This window comes from Niallia sp. FSL M8-0099 (assembly GCF_038006945.1).
GTDB lineage: Bacteria > Bacillota > Bacilli > Bacillales > Cytobacillaceae > Niallia > Niallia circulans.
On record NZ_JBBOWF010000002.1, the window covers coordinates 170,006 to 185,339 of the forward strand.

The following is a 15,334-nucleotide window of genomic DNA, read 5'->3' on the forward strand; positions in this document are numbered from 1 at the left end:
GAATAATTTTGTTATTGTCAGCTTGCAAAAAAGGTGTTTTATCTTTCCTCTGGAGAAAGGTAAAACACCCTTTTATTCTCTAAATAAGAAGAGTATTTTGAATGATAACCTTATCTTTTCCTGTTTCTTTTGCCGTATACAAGGCTTTATCAGCACGCTTAAAAAGAGTATGATACGTATCATTACTTTGTTTATTCCAATAAGCAACCCCGCATGAAATGGTTACTGCTGGTTTAGAATTTCTCCTTACCTTTTTTACTAATCTTTCTGCAATAGTTACACCTAAAGAGAGAGGAACTCTAGGGAGGTAAATAGCTAATTCCTCTCCCCCCCATCTAGAGCCAATATCAGAACTTCGAATATTATCTTTTATAATATTCGCTACCTGAATAATAATATCATCGCCAATTTGATGACCATATGTGTCATTTATCAATTTAAAATCATCAATATCGATTAAAATAAACGTTCCTTCTTTATCTTCCAGTAAAGACATTTGGATTTTTTCATCCAAATAATTTCTTGAATATAATTTTGTTAAATGATCTGTAACAACCATTTTTTCTAATTCTTCTCTTAACAAAGAATTGGTTAAGGCAAGGGTAGAATGATGAATCAATGATTGTAATAGTTTAAATGTATCAAAAGAAAAATGATAGGCAGAAGGATGCATGACAATCGCAACCCCCTTTAATACACCTGTCTGCATCATTGGCACAGCCATAATGGATTTATATCGTGCTCCCTCAAGCTGCATACTAAAATCTCCTAGAAACAGAGAATCTTTCTCGATCTGAATTTTTTCTTTAACATATTTAATATATTGCTGTGATTCTTGATTAAAAAAGAAAGAGGAGCTCCCGGACAGCACTTTTGTAGAATTGTTTTCAAGTGAAAATAAGATAAATCCTACTTCTTTTGCATCAAAACTAGCAGATATTCTTTCACAAATATAGTTCATCATTTCATTTAAACGTAAATTGGAATTTAATTGATGAGAAGCCTCATTAATTAGTTGCAAATCAGTAACTAATTTTTTAGATTGTTGATATAACTGAGCATTTTCCAAAGCCCCTCCTGCTGTATTAGCTAATAAAGAAATAAATTCCACTTCGTTTTTCGGAAAGGAGATTGCATTCGGAACAATAATTTGCAAAACGCCATATACACCTTGTTTTCCTTTCAAAGGTGCATAGATAACCGAACTTTTTTCCCCTTTCAAGTTTTCGAATTGTAATTCAGCTGTAACATAAGCCTCCATTGCAGCCATATTTTCGCCATTGTATTCTAAGTCCTTAACTGGTAAATCTGTTGGACTATTGTTATCATGGGAAAGCAGAAGAAAATAATGATAGAATGGGTAAACTTCCTTTAAAGTGAAGATAACTTCTCTTAATACGTCTTCCATCATCATGGATGAATGAAACTTCTCCGTCACTTTAAATAACTGCTTGTATTTCTTTTTTTCTTTCATTGTATCCACAATATTCTGCATGTTTGTAAAAAAGATTCCAACTTCTTTACCTGCCATACCAAACAAAAGACTCTCTCCATGGGGGTCATCCAATAGTTCCTTCTTCATTTTAATTGCTAAAATATAATCAACTTGTTCTTTTTCCTTGTTCTTAAGTGCTAACAACATATAATCATGTACCGAATCATCTTTTATAGAAGTTCGAGAGAATTTATATTCACATAGAAAAGATATGTCTTCATTCAGATAAACAGCCTGCTCCTTGCAATTCTTTATTACAGTTGAAGACACAATCGTCCAATTCGCATTCCATTCTTCGATAGAATATAAAGTTACTTCAACGGCACCAAGTACTTCTTGGATTGCTTCAAGTGCTGCTTGCATGATGATGCCGATGTTTTCATTTATCACTTTCATACTATATAAATCAAAAAAACGACTTTTTAACATTATTATTTTTTGGTGGCCAAGGAAGTCCATGTATTTATCACCTAATTCACCTAACTATTCTTTCTTTGATTATTTATTCCTATTTTTAGCTAGACAAAATAAACCAATATATTCCATCTCGTCGTAAATAAATTCCATCCATTTTAGTTATTCAATAATAAATATAGTTTTGGAATTCAATCGTAAACAAATTTCTGAGAAACAAACCACATAATTAAAAACAGGGAAATAATTTCTTTGAGGACGTAAACTAATAATGCTAAAAACAAAAACAGTTCTAATTACTTATAATATATACCTATTCAAACAGGAGGAATATTACTCATAAAAGCCTTCAAAGCATTACAACACAATAGGCTTTTCATGAAAATATGTATATGAACAAGTGATTTCTGGGAAATATCACCTAAATGTATAAATCTAGTTAAATTATACTAATTATATCATATTGGCAATAAATAGGTAGAAAAAAATATAAGTGATATTCTAAAATTTTTCCTAATAGTAACCTATCAGCAAATACTACTTGACTTTTCACCTATAAAAAACATATAATATTCTTTGTGTAAAATAGCGCAGCATATGTAAACACTTTTTGTCTTATTTTGTTCCTCAAATATTAATTTGATGGTGTATTGGGTAACCCTTGGCTGCTAGGGCGAAGGTACAGGAAGACAAAATAATCAAAAAGAAATGTTACATCTGTTTTTATTTTACCAAATAAAAACATGAAGGAGGAGTCAATTATGGCTCGTTATACAGGTCCAAGCTGGAAACTTTCTCGTCGTCTTGGTATTTCTTTAAGTGGAACAGGTAAGGAGTTAGATAAACGCCCTTACGCTCCAGGACAACACGGTCCAAACCAACGTAAAAAATTATCAGAATACGGTTTACAATTACAAGAAAAACAAAAACTTCGTCACATGTATGGTGTGAACGAACGTCAGTTCCGTAATCTTTTTGATATCGCAGGTAAAATGGCTGGTAAGCATGGTGAAAACTTCATGATCTTATTAGAAACTCGCCTAGATAACGTTGTTTACCGTTTAGGTTTAGCTCGTACTCGTCGTCAAGCACGTCAATTAGTTAACCATGGTCATATCTTAGTAGATGGCAAACGTCTTGATATCCCATCATACCGCGTTAAGGCTGGTCAAACTATCACTTTACGTGAAAAATCTCGCAACCTTGAAGTTGTTAAAGAAGCAGTAGAAGTAAATAACTTCGTACCTGATTTCTTAACTTTTGATGCAGATAAATTAGAAGGTACATTCACTCGTTTACCAGAACGTTCTGAATTACCAGCTGAAATTAACGAAGCTCTTATCGTTGAGTTCTACTCTCGTTAATAGAATTGCTAAAAAAAGTCCCTTTTTCCTTTTGGAAACAGGGCTTTTTTTATGATATATTTCTTTTTCTAGTCACAATTGTTTTTTCCTCCCAAAGGAAAAAGTAGTTCTCCCCAATTAGTCTTCTCTTTCAATTTTGGTCTTTTCACTAAAATATTGTTTATATATAATCCCTCTTCATAAAAAAATGTCGCTACTTGCACTTGGTGAAAAAAAGGAAAGAATAAATCTTTTATTCTCATTTCTATATCCCTTGAATATTTAATATTCGGCAGGCTAATTTGAATAACAGTCTTTTCTCTTTTTTGTTGATATACAAGCCAATATTCATGGACAACCTGGTTTATTATTTGCTGAAATCCCCATTTTTCCTTCTTCTTTTCTTCCCTGCTAGTAAGACTTATTTTATCACCTAATATCTCTTGATTCTTAAATAGTTCTATTATACCGTCTTTTTGGAAATCCACACTCCATTCGGGGGAAACAAGATCTCCTGTTAGAATTGTCGGAAAGCAGTCCATTCGATCTTCTACTTTTGTTTGTTGATTTAAATAATCTATTATCGCCATATAGGATGACCGACTATCACATTGATTCACTTGCATGAGGATTTGTTCATATATATCCTGGCGTAAATTAATTAAAGTAACAACATTATTTTTCCACTTCACTTTATCAAAAAGCATTTGAAATTCCGGAATCACATAGCTGCTCTCAAAACGACTTAAAGGGTATTGAAAAGCGATGGAATAATGATCCTTTTCATAATACTTCATCATAAACATTCGCATTACAACATACTCTAAAAAAGGAGACGGTACATTTAAGACTTCACTGTTTAGTTTCATCGATTACACAGGAAAAGTAAGTCTATTACATCTTCCCGTTTCTCCCTCCTTCAACAATTGTTTATTTTAAGTATAAAACAATTTATTGGATAAACAGATTAGAAATGGAAAAAAATATATCTTTTTCACATTTTAGACAATATATTGTAACAAAATGTTGCCATTAAAAATGCAGGATAATGAAAAATAATTCCTCATTTCATTAAACACCATTATTTCTTTTCCAAAAAACCATCCTAAAAGTTACCTTTTAGGATGGTTGCCATTAAAACTTAATTAAATAATATTTTTTCTTGCCTCGTCGAATCACGGTAAACTGTCCTTCAATTCGATCTTCTTCTGTAAGTGCATAATCTAGTTCCTGTTTGCGCTCTCCATTAATATAGACAGCACCATTTGTTATATCTTCTCGCGCTTGTCTTTTTGAGGATACAATACCAGCAGCCACTAGTATATCAACAAGCAGAGCTTCTCCTTCTGTATGTTCATATGTTGGCACATCTTTAAAGCCTTGTTTGATTTCTTCTGCCGTTAAATTTTTTATGTCTCCACTAAAAAGCGCTGCCGTTATTTTTTGTGCCTGTTCTAGTGCAGCTTCTCCATGAATTAATTTCGTCATCTCTTCCGCTAATGTTTTTTGTGCTTTGCGGAGATGAGCCTCTTCTTGCACAGATTTTTCTAATTCCTCAATTTCCTCTTTAGAAAGGAAAGTAAAGAATTTTAGATACTTAATCACATCAGCATCTGCTGTGTTAATCCAAAATTGATAAAATTCATAAGGAGTGGTTTTTTCAGGATCTAACCAAATAGCACCACTTTCCGTTTTACCAAACTTTGTACCATCTGCCTTTGTCACAAGCGGAATGGTTAAACCAAACGCCTTAGCCCCTTCTGACATGTTCTTTCTAATTAATTCTAATCCTGTGGTAATATTTCCCCATTGGTCGCTTCCGCCAATTTGCAATTTACAATCATGATGTTCATATAAATGTAAAAAGTCTAATGCTTGTAAAATTGTATACGTGAATTCAGTAAAGGAAATTCCTGTTTCTAAACGATTAGCAATGGTATCTTTTGCTAACATATAATTTATTCCAATGTGTTTTCCATAATCACGTAAGAATGTAACAATATCCATTTTCCCTGCCCAATCATAGTTATTGACCATAATTGCAGCATTTGTTCCCTCAAAATCAAAGATTCTTTCCAATTGTCCTTGCAAGCATTTCACATTATAGCCAATAACATCTAATGTTTGCAGCTTTCTTTCTTCGCTTTTTCCACTCGGATCCCCAATTAAACCTGTTGCGCCACCTACTAATACAATAGGACGATGTCCTGCGTTTTGAAAACGTCTTAACGTTAAAAACGGTAATAGATGTCCAATATGCATGCTATCAGCAGTAGGGTCTACTCCACAGTATAAACTAGTCATTTCTTTTTCTAATTGTTCTTTCAAGCCTGCTTCATCTGTCTGTTGGTAAATAATACCTCTCCATTGAAGATCTTCTAGTAAATTCATGTATATTCCTCCATTTTAAAGTAAAATATCCTTGTCCTATTTTTCGTTATTGGTTAAATAACACAAAAAGTCCCTGCATCTAATATGCAGGGACGCCAAATCAGCGCGGTACCACCCATAACTTGAGAAAATAGATTCTCCACTTCATTAGAATAACGGTCCACGCCGTTCACTGCTACTAATTTAAAATAACTTTCCCAGTGAAAGCTCCAGGAGGTAATTCATTCTTTTATTTATGCCATTTTGCACCGACCAATGGCTCTCTGTTTATAGTGATAAAAGAACTACTTCTTCCCTTCAAAGCAATAACGAATCAATATATAGTTAGTTTATTTTTATCACATAAAAGCTGTTAATGTCAAACAATTATTCGAAGAAACAGGAAAAATATCGAACTCTGTCTATATTCCCCTCTCCTTTATGCTATAATGTATGTGATTTTAGGGGGAATGATACCATGAACGAAAGGCCGAAGTGGAAAAATGCTTTAAACCATTTTAAAAACTTCTTCACCAATAAACGAACACTGAAAGGAGCCCGTTTAACTTATGAAGTAACATGGAATGTGACTTTGCTCTTTATCATCATTACTGTGGTAGGGGGTGCATTTGGGCTCGGAATTGGTGCAGGATACTTTGCATCACTTGTTAAGGATGAGCCAATCCGTCCTTACACAACTATGCAGAAAGATATTTATAATTACGAAGAAACTTCAGAGCTATTCTTTGCTAACAATGAGTATTTAGGAAAAGTGCCTACAGACCTTGAGAGGGAAGAAGTAAAAATTAAAGATGTTTCTCCCTATTTAAAAGATGCTGTTATTGCTACTGAAGATGAAAATTTCTACACTCATAACGGAGTAGTTCCAAAAGCAATCTTCCGTGCATTATTTCAAGAAGTAGCTAACTCTTCTACGCAATCTGGTGGAAGTACGTTAACACAACAGTTAATAAAGAATCAAATTTTAACTAACGAAGTCTCTTTTGAACGAAAAGCAAAAGAAATTCTCCTAGCACTGAGGCTAGAAAAATTCTTTGAGAAGGATGAAATATTGGAAGCTTACTTAAATGTTTCAACCTTAGGAAGAAATTCATCTGGCAGAAACATTGCAGGTGTACAGTCTGCAGCAAATGGTATATTTGGTGTAGATGCAAAGGATTTAACTTTGCCTCAAGCTGCATTTATCGCAGGGCTTCCACAAAGTCCATTTGGTTACACTCCTTTTACACAAGAAGGAAAATTAAAAAAGAATTTAGAACCAGGTTTAAATCGCATGAAAACAGTTTTAAACCGAATGTATGACCAAAAGAAAATCTCTAAACAAGAATATGATACTGCCATGAAGTACGACATAACAAAGGATTTTATCGGACCGCAAAAAAATCCAATTGAAGATTATCCGGCGGTAATGATTGAAATCCAACAAAGAAGCATAGAAATTATTGCCGAATTGTTAGCAAAAGAAGATGGATATACAAAAGAAGACTTACAAGAAGACGATGTATTAGCAGAACAATATACTACACTTGCTGACCGTCAAATCCACCAAAATGGATACAAAATTCATAGTACTATTAATAAGAAAATCTATGATATTCAACAAAAGACAGTCAAAAACTTCTCTCTTTTTGGACCAGATAAAAAACAACAAGTGATTGATCCAGAAACAAAAGAAAAAGTTACTATTATGGAACCTGTAGAAACTGGAGCCATTCTAATTGAAAACAAAACGGGGGCTATCATAAGCTTTGTTGGAGGGCGTGATTATAATCGAGAAGCAACAAATCATGCCACACGCAGTGTCAGACCAAATGGTTCCACAATGAAACCACTTTTAGTTTATGGTCCAGCAATTGAACTGGGAACATTATCTCCTGGAAGTGTTTTACCAGACGTTCCATTAAGATTAAATCCTAGTAAACCAGGGAGTATTTGGCCAAACAACTATGACTCGCGATTTCATGGTTTAGTAACAGCAAGATATGCACTACAGCAATCATACAATGTTCCAGCAGTAAAAGCATATATTGATATATTGCCACAGAAACCAATTAAATTCTTAGAAAAAATGGGCGTTTCGTCATTAACTCCTGCTGACGCTTCAAACAGGGCTACTGCTATCGGCGGACTGGAGGATGGTATTACTGTTGAAGAAAATACCAATGCCTTTTCTACCTTTGCTAATAGTGGGAAATTTATCGATGCTTATATGATTGACAAGATTGAAGATAAAGATGGCAATGTTATTTATCAGCATGATGTAAAACCTGTCGATGTATTTAGCCCACAAACCGCATACTTAACATTAGACATGATGAGAGATGTGATGAATCGCGGAACAGCCGCTGCCGTAAACAGCCGCCTAAAATTTAATTCTGACTGGGCAGGTAAGACCGGAACAGCCCAAAACTTTACAGATTCTTGGTTAGTTGCGACAAATCCAAATGTAACTTTTGGAGTTTGGACAGGTTATGATACACCAAAATCTTTAGAAACATCTGGTTTATCATACAGTAAACGTAATAACTACTTGTGGGCAGATTTACTAAATGCTGCATATGACGTTGCACCTGATCTTGTAGCCCCGTCCAAAAGCTTTAAAATGCCTGGAGGAATCGTAAGACAATCTGTATGTTCTATTTCTGGACTACTGCCTTCTGAAGGGTGCTCAAAAGCCGGATTAGTGACAACTGATTTATTTAAGTCAGGAACGGTTCCATCTAAGAGGGACGACAGTTTAGTTACAGGTAAATATGTAAAAATCGGTGATAAGAAATACATGGCTTTAGATTCTACTCCAAGTGAATTCGCTGAACCAGGATTAATGCTAAATCCAGACTATATCGAAAAGCTATTTGGTATTCGGATCAGCGATCCAAGTATTCTGAGCGAGAACAATCAAAAGCTTAAAAATCTTATCATTCCAAGCAATAAAATTGAAGAGAATGGGAAGACTCCTAGTCCACTAAAAATCAATCTTAAAGGTGACACTATTACATGGAGCAAGCATAGCGAAAAAGATGTAATTGGTTACCGGGTCTATAAAAATGGCAAAAAAGTAAAGAGTTTAAAAACAGCAAATACGTTAAGCTTTAAAGGTGGTAATGGAAAATATATCGTTAAAGCAGTTGATATTGCTGGTAAAGAATCAAAGGCATCAAATGAAGTGGTAATTGGCAATTCGCAAGAAAAACAAAAGGATCAATCTAAACAGGAAAATCAAGAAAAAAAGACGAGCACTAAAGAGCAAACAGCGAACAAGCCAAATAATGACAAACCCAAAGACGACAAGCCAACAGAAAATAACCAGCAAAACAATAAAGAACAAACAGAAAAGCCTGATAAAAAGACAGAAAATAATTAACTCCAATAAGGTTAGAACATAAGTATTTCAATCAAATATAACCTCAAACAATTATACGTACACACTAAAAAGTATTTGTATAATTGTTTGAGGTTTTTATTTATTTTAAGAAAGAAGGTTTGTGGTAATACCCCGCAGACTAAAATACATTTCGCTATCCATAAGATGAGCGCTAAGCCTCCTTGCTTCGTTAGTTCCTGCGGGAAGCCAGAACAAGCTTTAGCCTCCACACGCTAAAGCTTGTTCCCCGGCGCATCGAGTGTCTGTAATAGAATGACTTGGTTTCGCCACTAAATTCTTTATCCATTAAATATTTTATTCCAGCCACTTTCCTCGTTTCCTTTTTTTCTTCAACAAAAAAGACCAAAACTGGATGTACAATCCAGTTTTGGTCTTTTCCGTATCTGAACTTATTTTGTAGATTTTCGAGATTCTATACGGTGTGGAAGTGTAACAATATGATCTTCTACTGTTTCTTTATTCATATATTTAGTAAGCAATCTCATAGCCACAGCACCGATATCATACAATGGTTGTACAACAGTTGTTAGTTGCGGGCGAACCATTAATGTTAATTTTGTATTATCAGAGGTAACAATTTCAAAATCCTCAGGAACTTTATAGCCTTTGTCTTCTGCTCCATGAATGACACCTAGCGCCATTTCATCTGAGCCAACAAAGATTGCCGTTGGTTTATTATCACCTTCGATTAATTTATCGAAAGCTTCCATACCAGATTCATAGCTATAATCTCCTTCAACAACTAAAGACTCATTAAATTCGATTCCAGCTGCTTCTAATGCCTTTTTATAACCGCCTAATTTCTCATTTTTGTTGATTGGTTCTTCTAAGGATCCAAGGACAATTCCAATAGACTTATGGCCCTTTTCAACAAAGCTAGTTACTACATCATACGTAGCTTGCGCATAATCAATGTTAACAGAAGAAATCTTTTTGCTTTCTTCGATACTAGCCGCAAGCACAATTGGTACAGGAGACTTTTCAAATTCAGTAACATGTTCCTCAGTTATATTGCCACCCATAAATACAATACCATCCACTTGTTTGCCTAACATGGTATTTAATAAGTGCAGCTCTTTATCTTTATTTTGATCAGAGTTACTTAAAATAATATTATATTTATACATTGTAGCAATATCCTCAATTCCTCTTGCTAATTCCGCAAAGAATGTGCTTGAGATATCAGGGATAATTACTCCAACTGTAGTGGTTTTCTTACTTGCTAGCCCTCTTGCTACAGCATTTGGACGATATCCTAATCGATCAATAACTTCTAATACCTTTTTTCTTGTTGTTGGCTTAACGTTTGGATTTCCATTAACAACACGGGAAACGGTTGCCATAGAAACACTAGCTTCTCTTGCGACATCATATATTGTGATATTCATTGTGATTTTTGCACTCCTTTTAGTCGAACTATTTCTTTCTATTATTTTATGGCAAGAAGCTACTTTCTTAATCATAAAAGATTCCCAATTTAGCTAATCTTGTCTAATTATGTACTAATGATACGATATAGCAGGAAAACCCGCAATGACAAGCTTTCATTTTTTTTCAAAAAAAACGACTTTTTTTCGCTTTTTTAGCAAAAAAAATTTTTTATTAAACATTCTTCCATTCAGTTTACCATAAAATGATGAAAAATATAAATGAATTTGTCATACTATCAAATTCTTATTAAAAAAAGTATTTCTATAAAAAAACTCGTAAGTGTTTCTAAACACTTACGAGGCATTTATCATATTTTTATGCATTTACATATGGTGTAGCTTGTAACGCACGGTAAAATTCATCGAATTGCTCAATATCCATTTGCTGTGCTGAATCAGATAATGCGACAGCAGGATCTGGATGAACTTCTGCCATTACTCCATCTGCCCCAATTGCTAAAGCTGCTTTCGCACAAGGTAATAATAAATCCTTTCTTCCAGTTGAATGTGTTACATCAACAAAGACAGGAAGATGTGTTTCTTGTTTTAAAATTGGAACAGCAGAAATATCCAATGTGTTTCTTGTTGCCCGTTCATACGTACGAATACCACGTTCACAGAGGATAATCTGATCGTTTCCTTGTGACATTATATATTCTGCGGCATTGATAAATTCTTCAATGGTTGCCGCTAAACCACGTTTTAATAGAATCGGTTTTTTTACACTTCCTGCAGCTTTTAACAGCTCAAAGTTCTGCATATTACGAGCACCAATTTGAATAACATCAATATAATCTAACGCCGTTTCAATGTGTTCCGTACTAACAATTTCACTAATTACTGCTAAATCGTATTCATCTGCCACTCTTTTTAAGATTTTCAAGCCTTCTACACCAAGTCCTTGGAAATCATATGGAGATGTTCTTGGCTTAAACGCGCCACCACGAAGAAGCTTTAACCCTTTAGCTTGTACGGACGCTGCCACTTGAGCAACTTGTTCATATGATTCTACTGAGCATGGCCCAAACACAAATTTAGGTGTACCGTCACCAATTTTTGTTCCTTTTATATCAACAATAGTATCCTCTGCTTTTTTCTTACGAGATACTAATAACGCTTTACTGTCATCTTCTTGTTGTAATTGTAAGCCCATTTTGAAAATTTGCTTAAACAAATGTGAAATTGTCCCATTATCAAATGGTCCATCATTTTTATTTAAAATATGATCGAGCATTTTTCTCTCGCGAACAGGATCATATCGATGTGCACCGTGGGTAACTTTTGTTTGGGCTATTTTTTGCACAAGGCTTGCCCGCTCATTAATTTTTTCTAAAATTTCTAAATTTAATTCATCCACTCGATTACGTAATTCTTCTAATTCCTTATTACTCACAATCATCTCATCCCTTCATTAAAAGCACAAATCCATGTAATTTCCTTTACACTATTTGCTTAGATTCTTTATACAAATGCAAAAATATGTTACATTTCTCTTAATTGGGTTAATTATAAATCATATTTATCCCATTGTCACTAATTTTATTTAATGCTTAAACGCTTTTAAGTGTTAAAGCGTTAATTTTTGTTAAGAAGTTAGATAATTGTTTCCTATAATCTATTTTATTTTTTTATAAACAATCTTTAAATAAAAAGAAGGTGTTTTCTATGCAAAAACATGAAAAACTATTTGCATTAGATATTGGTACTCGATCAGTTGTCGGAATTATCTTGGAAAAAAAAGAGGAAAGTTATCATGTAGCTGATTTATTATCCATCGAACATACAGAAAGAGCTATGTTAGATGGTCAAATACATGATGTGTTAGCTGTTTCCAAAATTATCAAAGAAATAAAGGATCAGTTAGAAATCAAACATGGACCTTTAGAAAAAGTGAGTGTCGCGGCTGCTGGAAGAGCCTTAAAAACAGAACGGGCTTCTTATGAAATGAATATAGAAAGAAAGCCGCTCATTACAAAAGAAGATATTTTACATATGGAGTTAACAGCTGTACAGCAGGCACAAAGCTCTGTCGCAGAAAAAAACGAGCGAGATAAAAGCCAATTTTATTATTGTGTGGGCTATTCCGTACTTCAATACTCTTTAGATGATCAAGCTATGGGTAGCTTAATTGATCAGCAAGGATCAATAGCGAAGGTAGAAATTATCGCAACTTTTTTGCCTAAAGTAGTTGTTGAATCATTAATCGCTGCCTTGCATCGAGCAAATTTAGAAATGCAGGCATTGACGTTAGAGCCAATTGCTGCCATTAATGTCCTAATTCCTCCATCTATGAGAAGATTAAATGTAGCTTTAGTAGACATTGGAGCAGGAACATCAGATATAGCCATAACCGATACGGGGACCGTTATTGCCTACGGGATGGTACCTGTCGCTGGAGATGAAATAACAGAAGCAATCAGCGATGCATATTTATTAGACTTTCCATTAGCCGAACAAGCCAAAAGAGAATTATCTCAAAAAGATCAGATTTCTATTTCTGATATTCTTGGCTTTACAACGGAATTGCATAAGGAAGAAGTAATTAAGGAAATTGAACCTGCTTTAGATAAATTAGCAGATACGATTTGCCGGGAGATTCTTTTACTAAACAATCATAAATCGCCTAAAGCTGTAATGCTTGTTGGTGGCGGAAGCCAAACGCCAGCTTTACAACAAAAAATGGCAGAAATGCTTAATCTGCCTTCTAACCGGGTTGCCATCAGAGGCATTGATGCAATTACTCATCTTACCTTTGAGGAAAATTTCCATTTAGGGCCGGAGCTTGTTACACCTGTTGGAATTGCTATCGCTGCTGAAAAATCACCAGTCCAATATAAAACGGTTTATATAAATGAGCAGCCAGTAAGACTATTTGAAGTAAATAAATTGACCGTCGGGGATTGTATTTTAGCCTCTGGCATTCGAATGAACCAATTATACGGAAAGCCAGGTAATGCAATGATTGTTACACTCAATAATCAAAAAATTACCATACCCGGAAGTCATGGTGAGGGACCCACTATTTTTAGAAAAGATGTCCCATGCTCTTTAGAAGATACAGTAGAAGATGGCGAAACATTAACGGTTTATCGTGGGAAAGATGGAGAACAAGCCAAAGTTCAAATAAAGGACTTACTAGATGCGGAACCTGACAAAGAAATAAAGATCAATAATAAAAGCTACACGCTTCATACCAAAATTCTTTGCAATGGGAACCCTGTTTCTGCTGAACATCCGATTGCTGACAAAGATATTATTGAATACCGAGCAGACACTACTATTCAAGAAGCTCTTGAGTCGCTTCATTTAACGAATTTAATGGAGGAGTTAAGACCTTTCCATCTGTTGATTAACGGTAAAGAGACGATCCTTCCTGCTTTCTCTGGGAAGATTGTAAAAAATGGACTTCCTTGCCGATTAAACCAATTGCTTAGTCACAAAGATGAAGTTATCCTGGAAAAAAGAAAAACACCAACTGTTCAAGAATTAGCCGAAAGAAAACAAATTTTAATGTATCAAGTGCTTCCAGTTTATTTTAATGACAAAAAGATTACACTTACAAAGCAGCTAGCACAAATACAAAGAAGAGGACAAATCCTCCAAATGGAAGATCTTTTATTCAGCGGGGATGATATTCGTATAGAACAGAAACCATTTGAAGGCTTTTTATTTCAGGACTTATTTGCATTTGTTGATATCAATATGCCACAAAGCGGCGGAGGAACTTTTCAACTATTGCGTAATGGTGAACAAGCTACATTCTTAACCCCTATAGAAAAAGGGGATAAATTATCGATTGTTTGGCCAGCTAAAACGAAAAGCTCTTCTATAAATAATTAATATTTTACATAAAAAAGGAATTCAGAATATACTCCTTCTGAATTCCTTTTTTATCGAATGTTTATAACTTATTTTCTTCACTAACTTGTTGTAAAGAAGCTGCGGTAATCTGCCCGTGAGATGCATGCCAAACAATATTATTATGAACAAAAAGCAATGCTTGTGGTGATTCATGTCTTACTTCATATTTTTCAGCAATATAATTAGATACATCTCTTGCATCTTGCACAGTTAAATAATAAGTATCAACAGCATTATTTTTCCCTTCATATTGCTTATATTCATCGAAAGCACTTGCACTAATTGGACATGTTACACTATGTTTAACCAGCCAAAAAGCATCTTTATTCTGAACTAACTCTTCGAACTTTTCGATAGTTTCTATTTTTTCCATTCTTAAAAAATCATCCTTTATCTATTTATTTATCATAAACATATAAAAAACAGTCTATATACCGTTTCCTTCTTGCATTGTTCTAAAAGACTTGGCTCTCATTGAACGCAGAAAGCAATGTGTATATAGACTGGATACTTTATCTCACTTTTATACAAAATAATGATTAATGGTTATACTTACTTTCTGTTTCATCAAATGCACGTTTGGTTTCTTCTAACTTTTGCTGAATTTCATCAAACTCAGCGTTTTTTAAGCTTGAACTTAAATCAGATGCTTCTTCTTTCAGCTCATCAAAACGGGCTGACATATTCTCTTGCCCTTTTGTATTTTTTACTTTATCCATAATTTCAGCAGACGTTTTAGTAACAGTATTACTAATTTTGCCTGTTTTGTCTTTAGCAATAGAAATAAACTCTGATCCTTTTTCTTTTACCGTATCAGTTAACTCAATTCCTTTTTCCTTGAGCATGCCAGCTTGTCCGTTTAAATCATGAAGCAGTTCTCTTCCAGGCTTTGGTGCAAGAAATAAAGCAGTTGCCGCACCGACAACCCCACCTACTATAGCACCTAATAGAAAATCCTTTGAACTTGAGCTTTCATTTGCATGGATTATTTCTTGTTCTCGCTTCATCGTAACAT

General features: G+C 34.3%; 10 protein-coding genes and 1 other annotated feature. Of the genes, 3 read left to right on the forward strand and 7 right to left on the reverse strand.

Features of this window, described 5'->3' with window-relative positions; all coding sequences use genetic code 11:
* Positions 1–79: 79 nt before the first annotated feature.
* On the reverse strand, positions 80–1,954 hold the full coding sequence (locus NSQ92_RS15705) for a sensor domain-containing diguanylate cyclase (RefSeq protein ID WP_341152948.1): 1,875 nt from the start codon (positions 1,952–1,954) through the stop codon (positions 80–82).
* Positions 1,955–2,670: 716 nt separating this feature from the next.
* On the opposite strand from NSQ92_RS15705, the gene rpsD reads away from it, so the two are divergent.
* On the forward strand, positions 2,671–3,273 hold the full coding sequence (gene rpsD, locus NSQ92_RS15710) for a 30S ribosomal protein S4 (RefSeq protein WP_047941829.1): 603 nt from the start codon (positions 2,671–2,673) through the stop codon (positions 3,271–3,273).
* A 68-nt stretch (positions 3,274–3,341) separates the two neighbouring features.
* Here the strand turns inward: rpsD and NSQ92_RS15715 are convergent, their stop codons facing one another.
* A complete protein-coding gene (locus NSQ92_RS15715; protein WP_141232337.1) occupies positions 3,342–4,064 on the reverse strand; it encodes a hypothetical protein in 723 nt (240 codons plus the stop codon).
* A gap of 322 nt (positions 4,065–4,386) precedes the next feature.
* On the reverse strand, positions 4,387–5,643 hold the full coding sequence (gene tyrS / locus NSQ92_RS15720; RefSeq protein WP_061798754.1) for a tyrosine--tRNA ligase: 1,257 nt from the start codon (positions 5,641–5,643) through the stop codon (positions 4,387–4,389).
* Positions 5,644–5,728: 85 nt separating this feature from the next.
* Positions 5,729–5,953 (reverse strand) — a binding site (T-box leader).
* A gap of 147 nt (positions 5,954–6,100) precedes the next feature.
* Here tyrS and NSQ92_RS15725 point away from each other — a divergent pair.
* Complete coding sequence (locus NSQ92_RS15725; protein ID WP_341152949.1) at positions 6,101–9,007, forward strand: transglycosylase domain-containing protein; 2,907 nt, start codon at positions 6,101–6,103, stop codon at positions 9,005–9,007.
* Between the two features lie 410 nt (positions 9,008–9,417).
* On the opposite strand, the gene ccpA is transcribed toward NSQ92_RS15725, so the two are convergent.
* The gene (gene ccpA, locus NSQ92_RS15730) at positions 9,418–10,416 is read right to left on the reverse strand and encodes a catabolite control protein A (protein ID WP_047944490.1); all 999 of its coding nucleotides are present in this window, start codon (positions 10,414–10,416) and stop codon (positions 9,418–9,420) included.
* A 358-nt stretch (positions 10,417–10,774) separates the two neighbouring features.
* On the reverse strand, positions 10,775–11,851 hold the full coding sequence (locus NSQ92_RS15735) for a bifunctional 3-deoxy-7-phosphoheptulonate synthase/chorismate mutase (protein ID WP_047944526.1): 1,077 nt from the start codon (positions 11,849–11,851) through the stop codon (positions 10,775–10,777).
* A gap of 272 nt (positions 11,852–12,123) precedes the next feature.
* Between NSQ92_RS15735 and pilM the strand changes: the two genes are divergently transcribed.
* Positions 12,124–14,298, forward strand: coding sequence for a cell division protein FtsA (gene pilM, locus NSQ92_RS15740; protein ID WP_047944491.1), 2,175 nt, complete (start codon positions 12,124–12,126; stop codon positions 14,296–14,298).
* A 61-nt stretch (positions 14,299–14,359) separates the two neighbouring features.
* On the opposite strand, the gene ytxJ is transcribed toward pilM, so the two are convergent.
* Both ytxJ and NSQ92_RS15750 read right to left on the reverse strand, forming a co-directional pair.
* Complete coding sequence (gene ytxJ, locus NSQ92_RS15745) at positions 14,360–14,692, reverse strand: bacillithiol system redox-active protein YtxJ (RefSeq protein ID WP_047944492.1); 333 nt, start codon at positions 14,690–14,692, stop codon at positions 14,360–14,362.
* A 166-nt stretch (positions 14,693–14,858) separates the two neighbouring features.
* Entirely contained in the window at positions 14,859–15,326 is a 468-nt protein-coding gene (locus tag NSQ92_RS15750; protein ID WP_047944493.1) for a YtxH domain-containing protein, read from the reverse strand.
* Between the last annotated feature and the right edge of the window lie 8 nt (positions 15,327–15,334).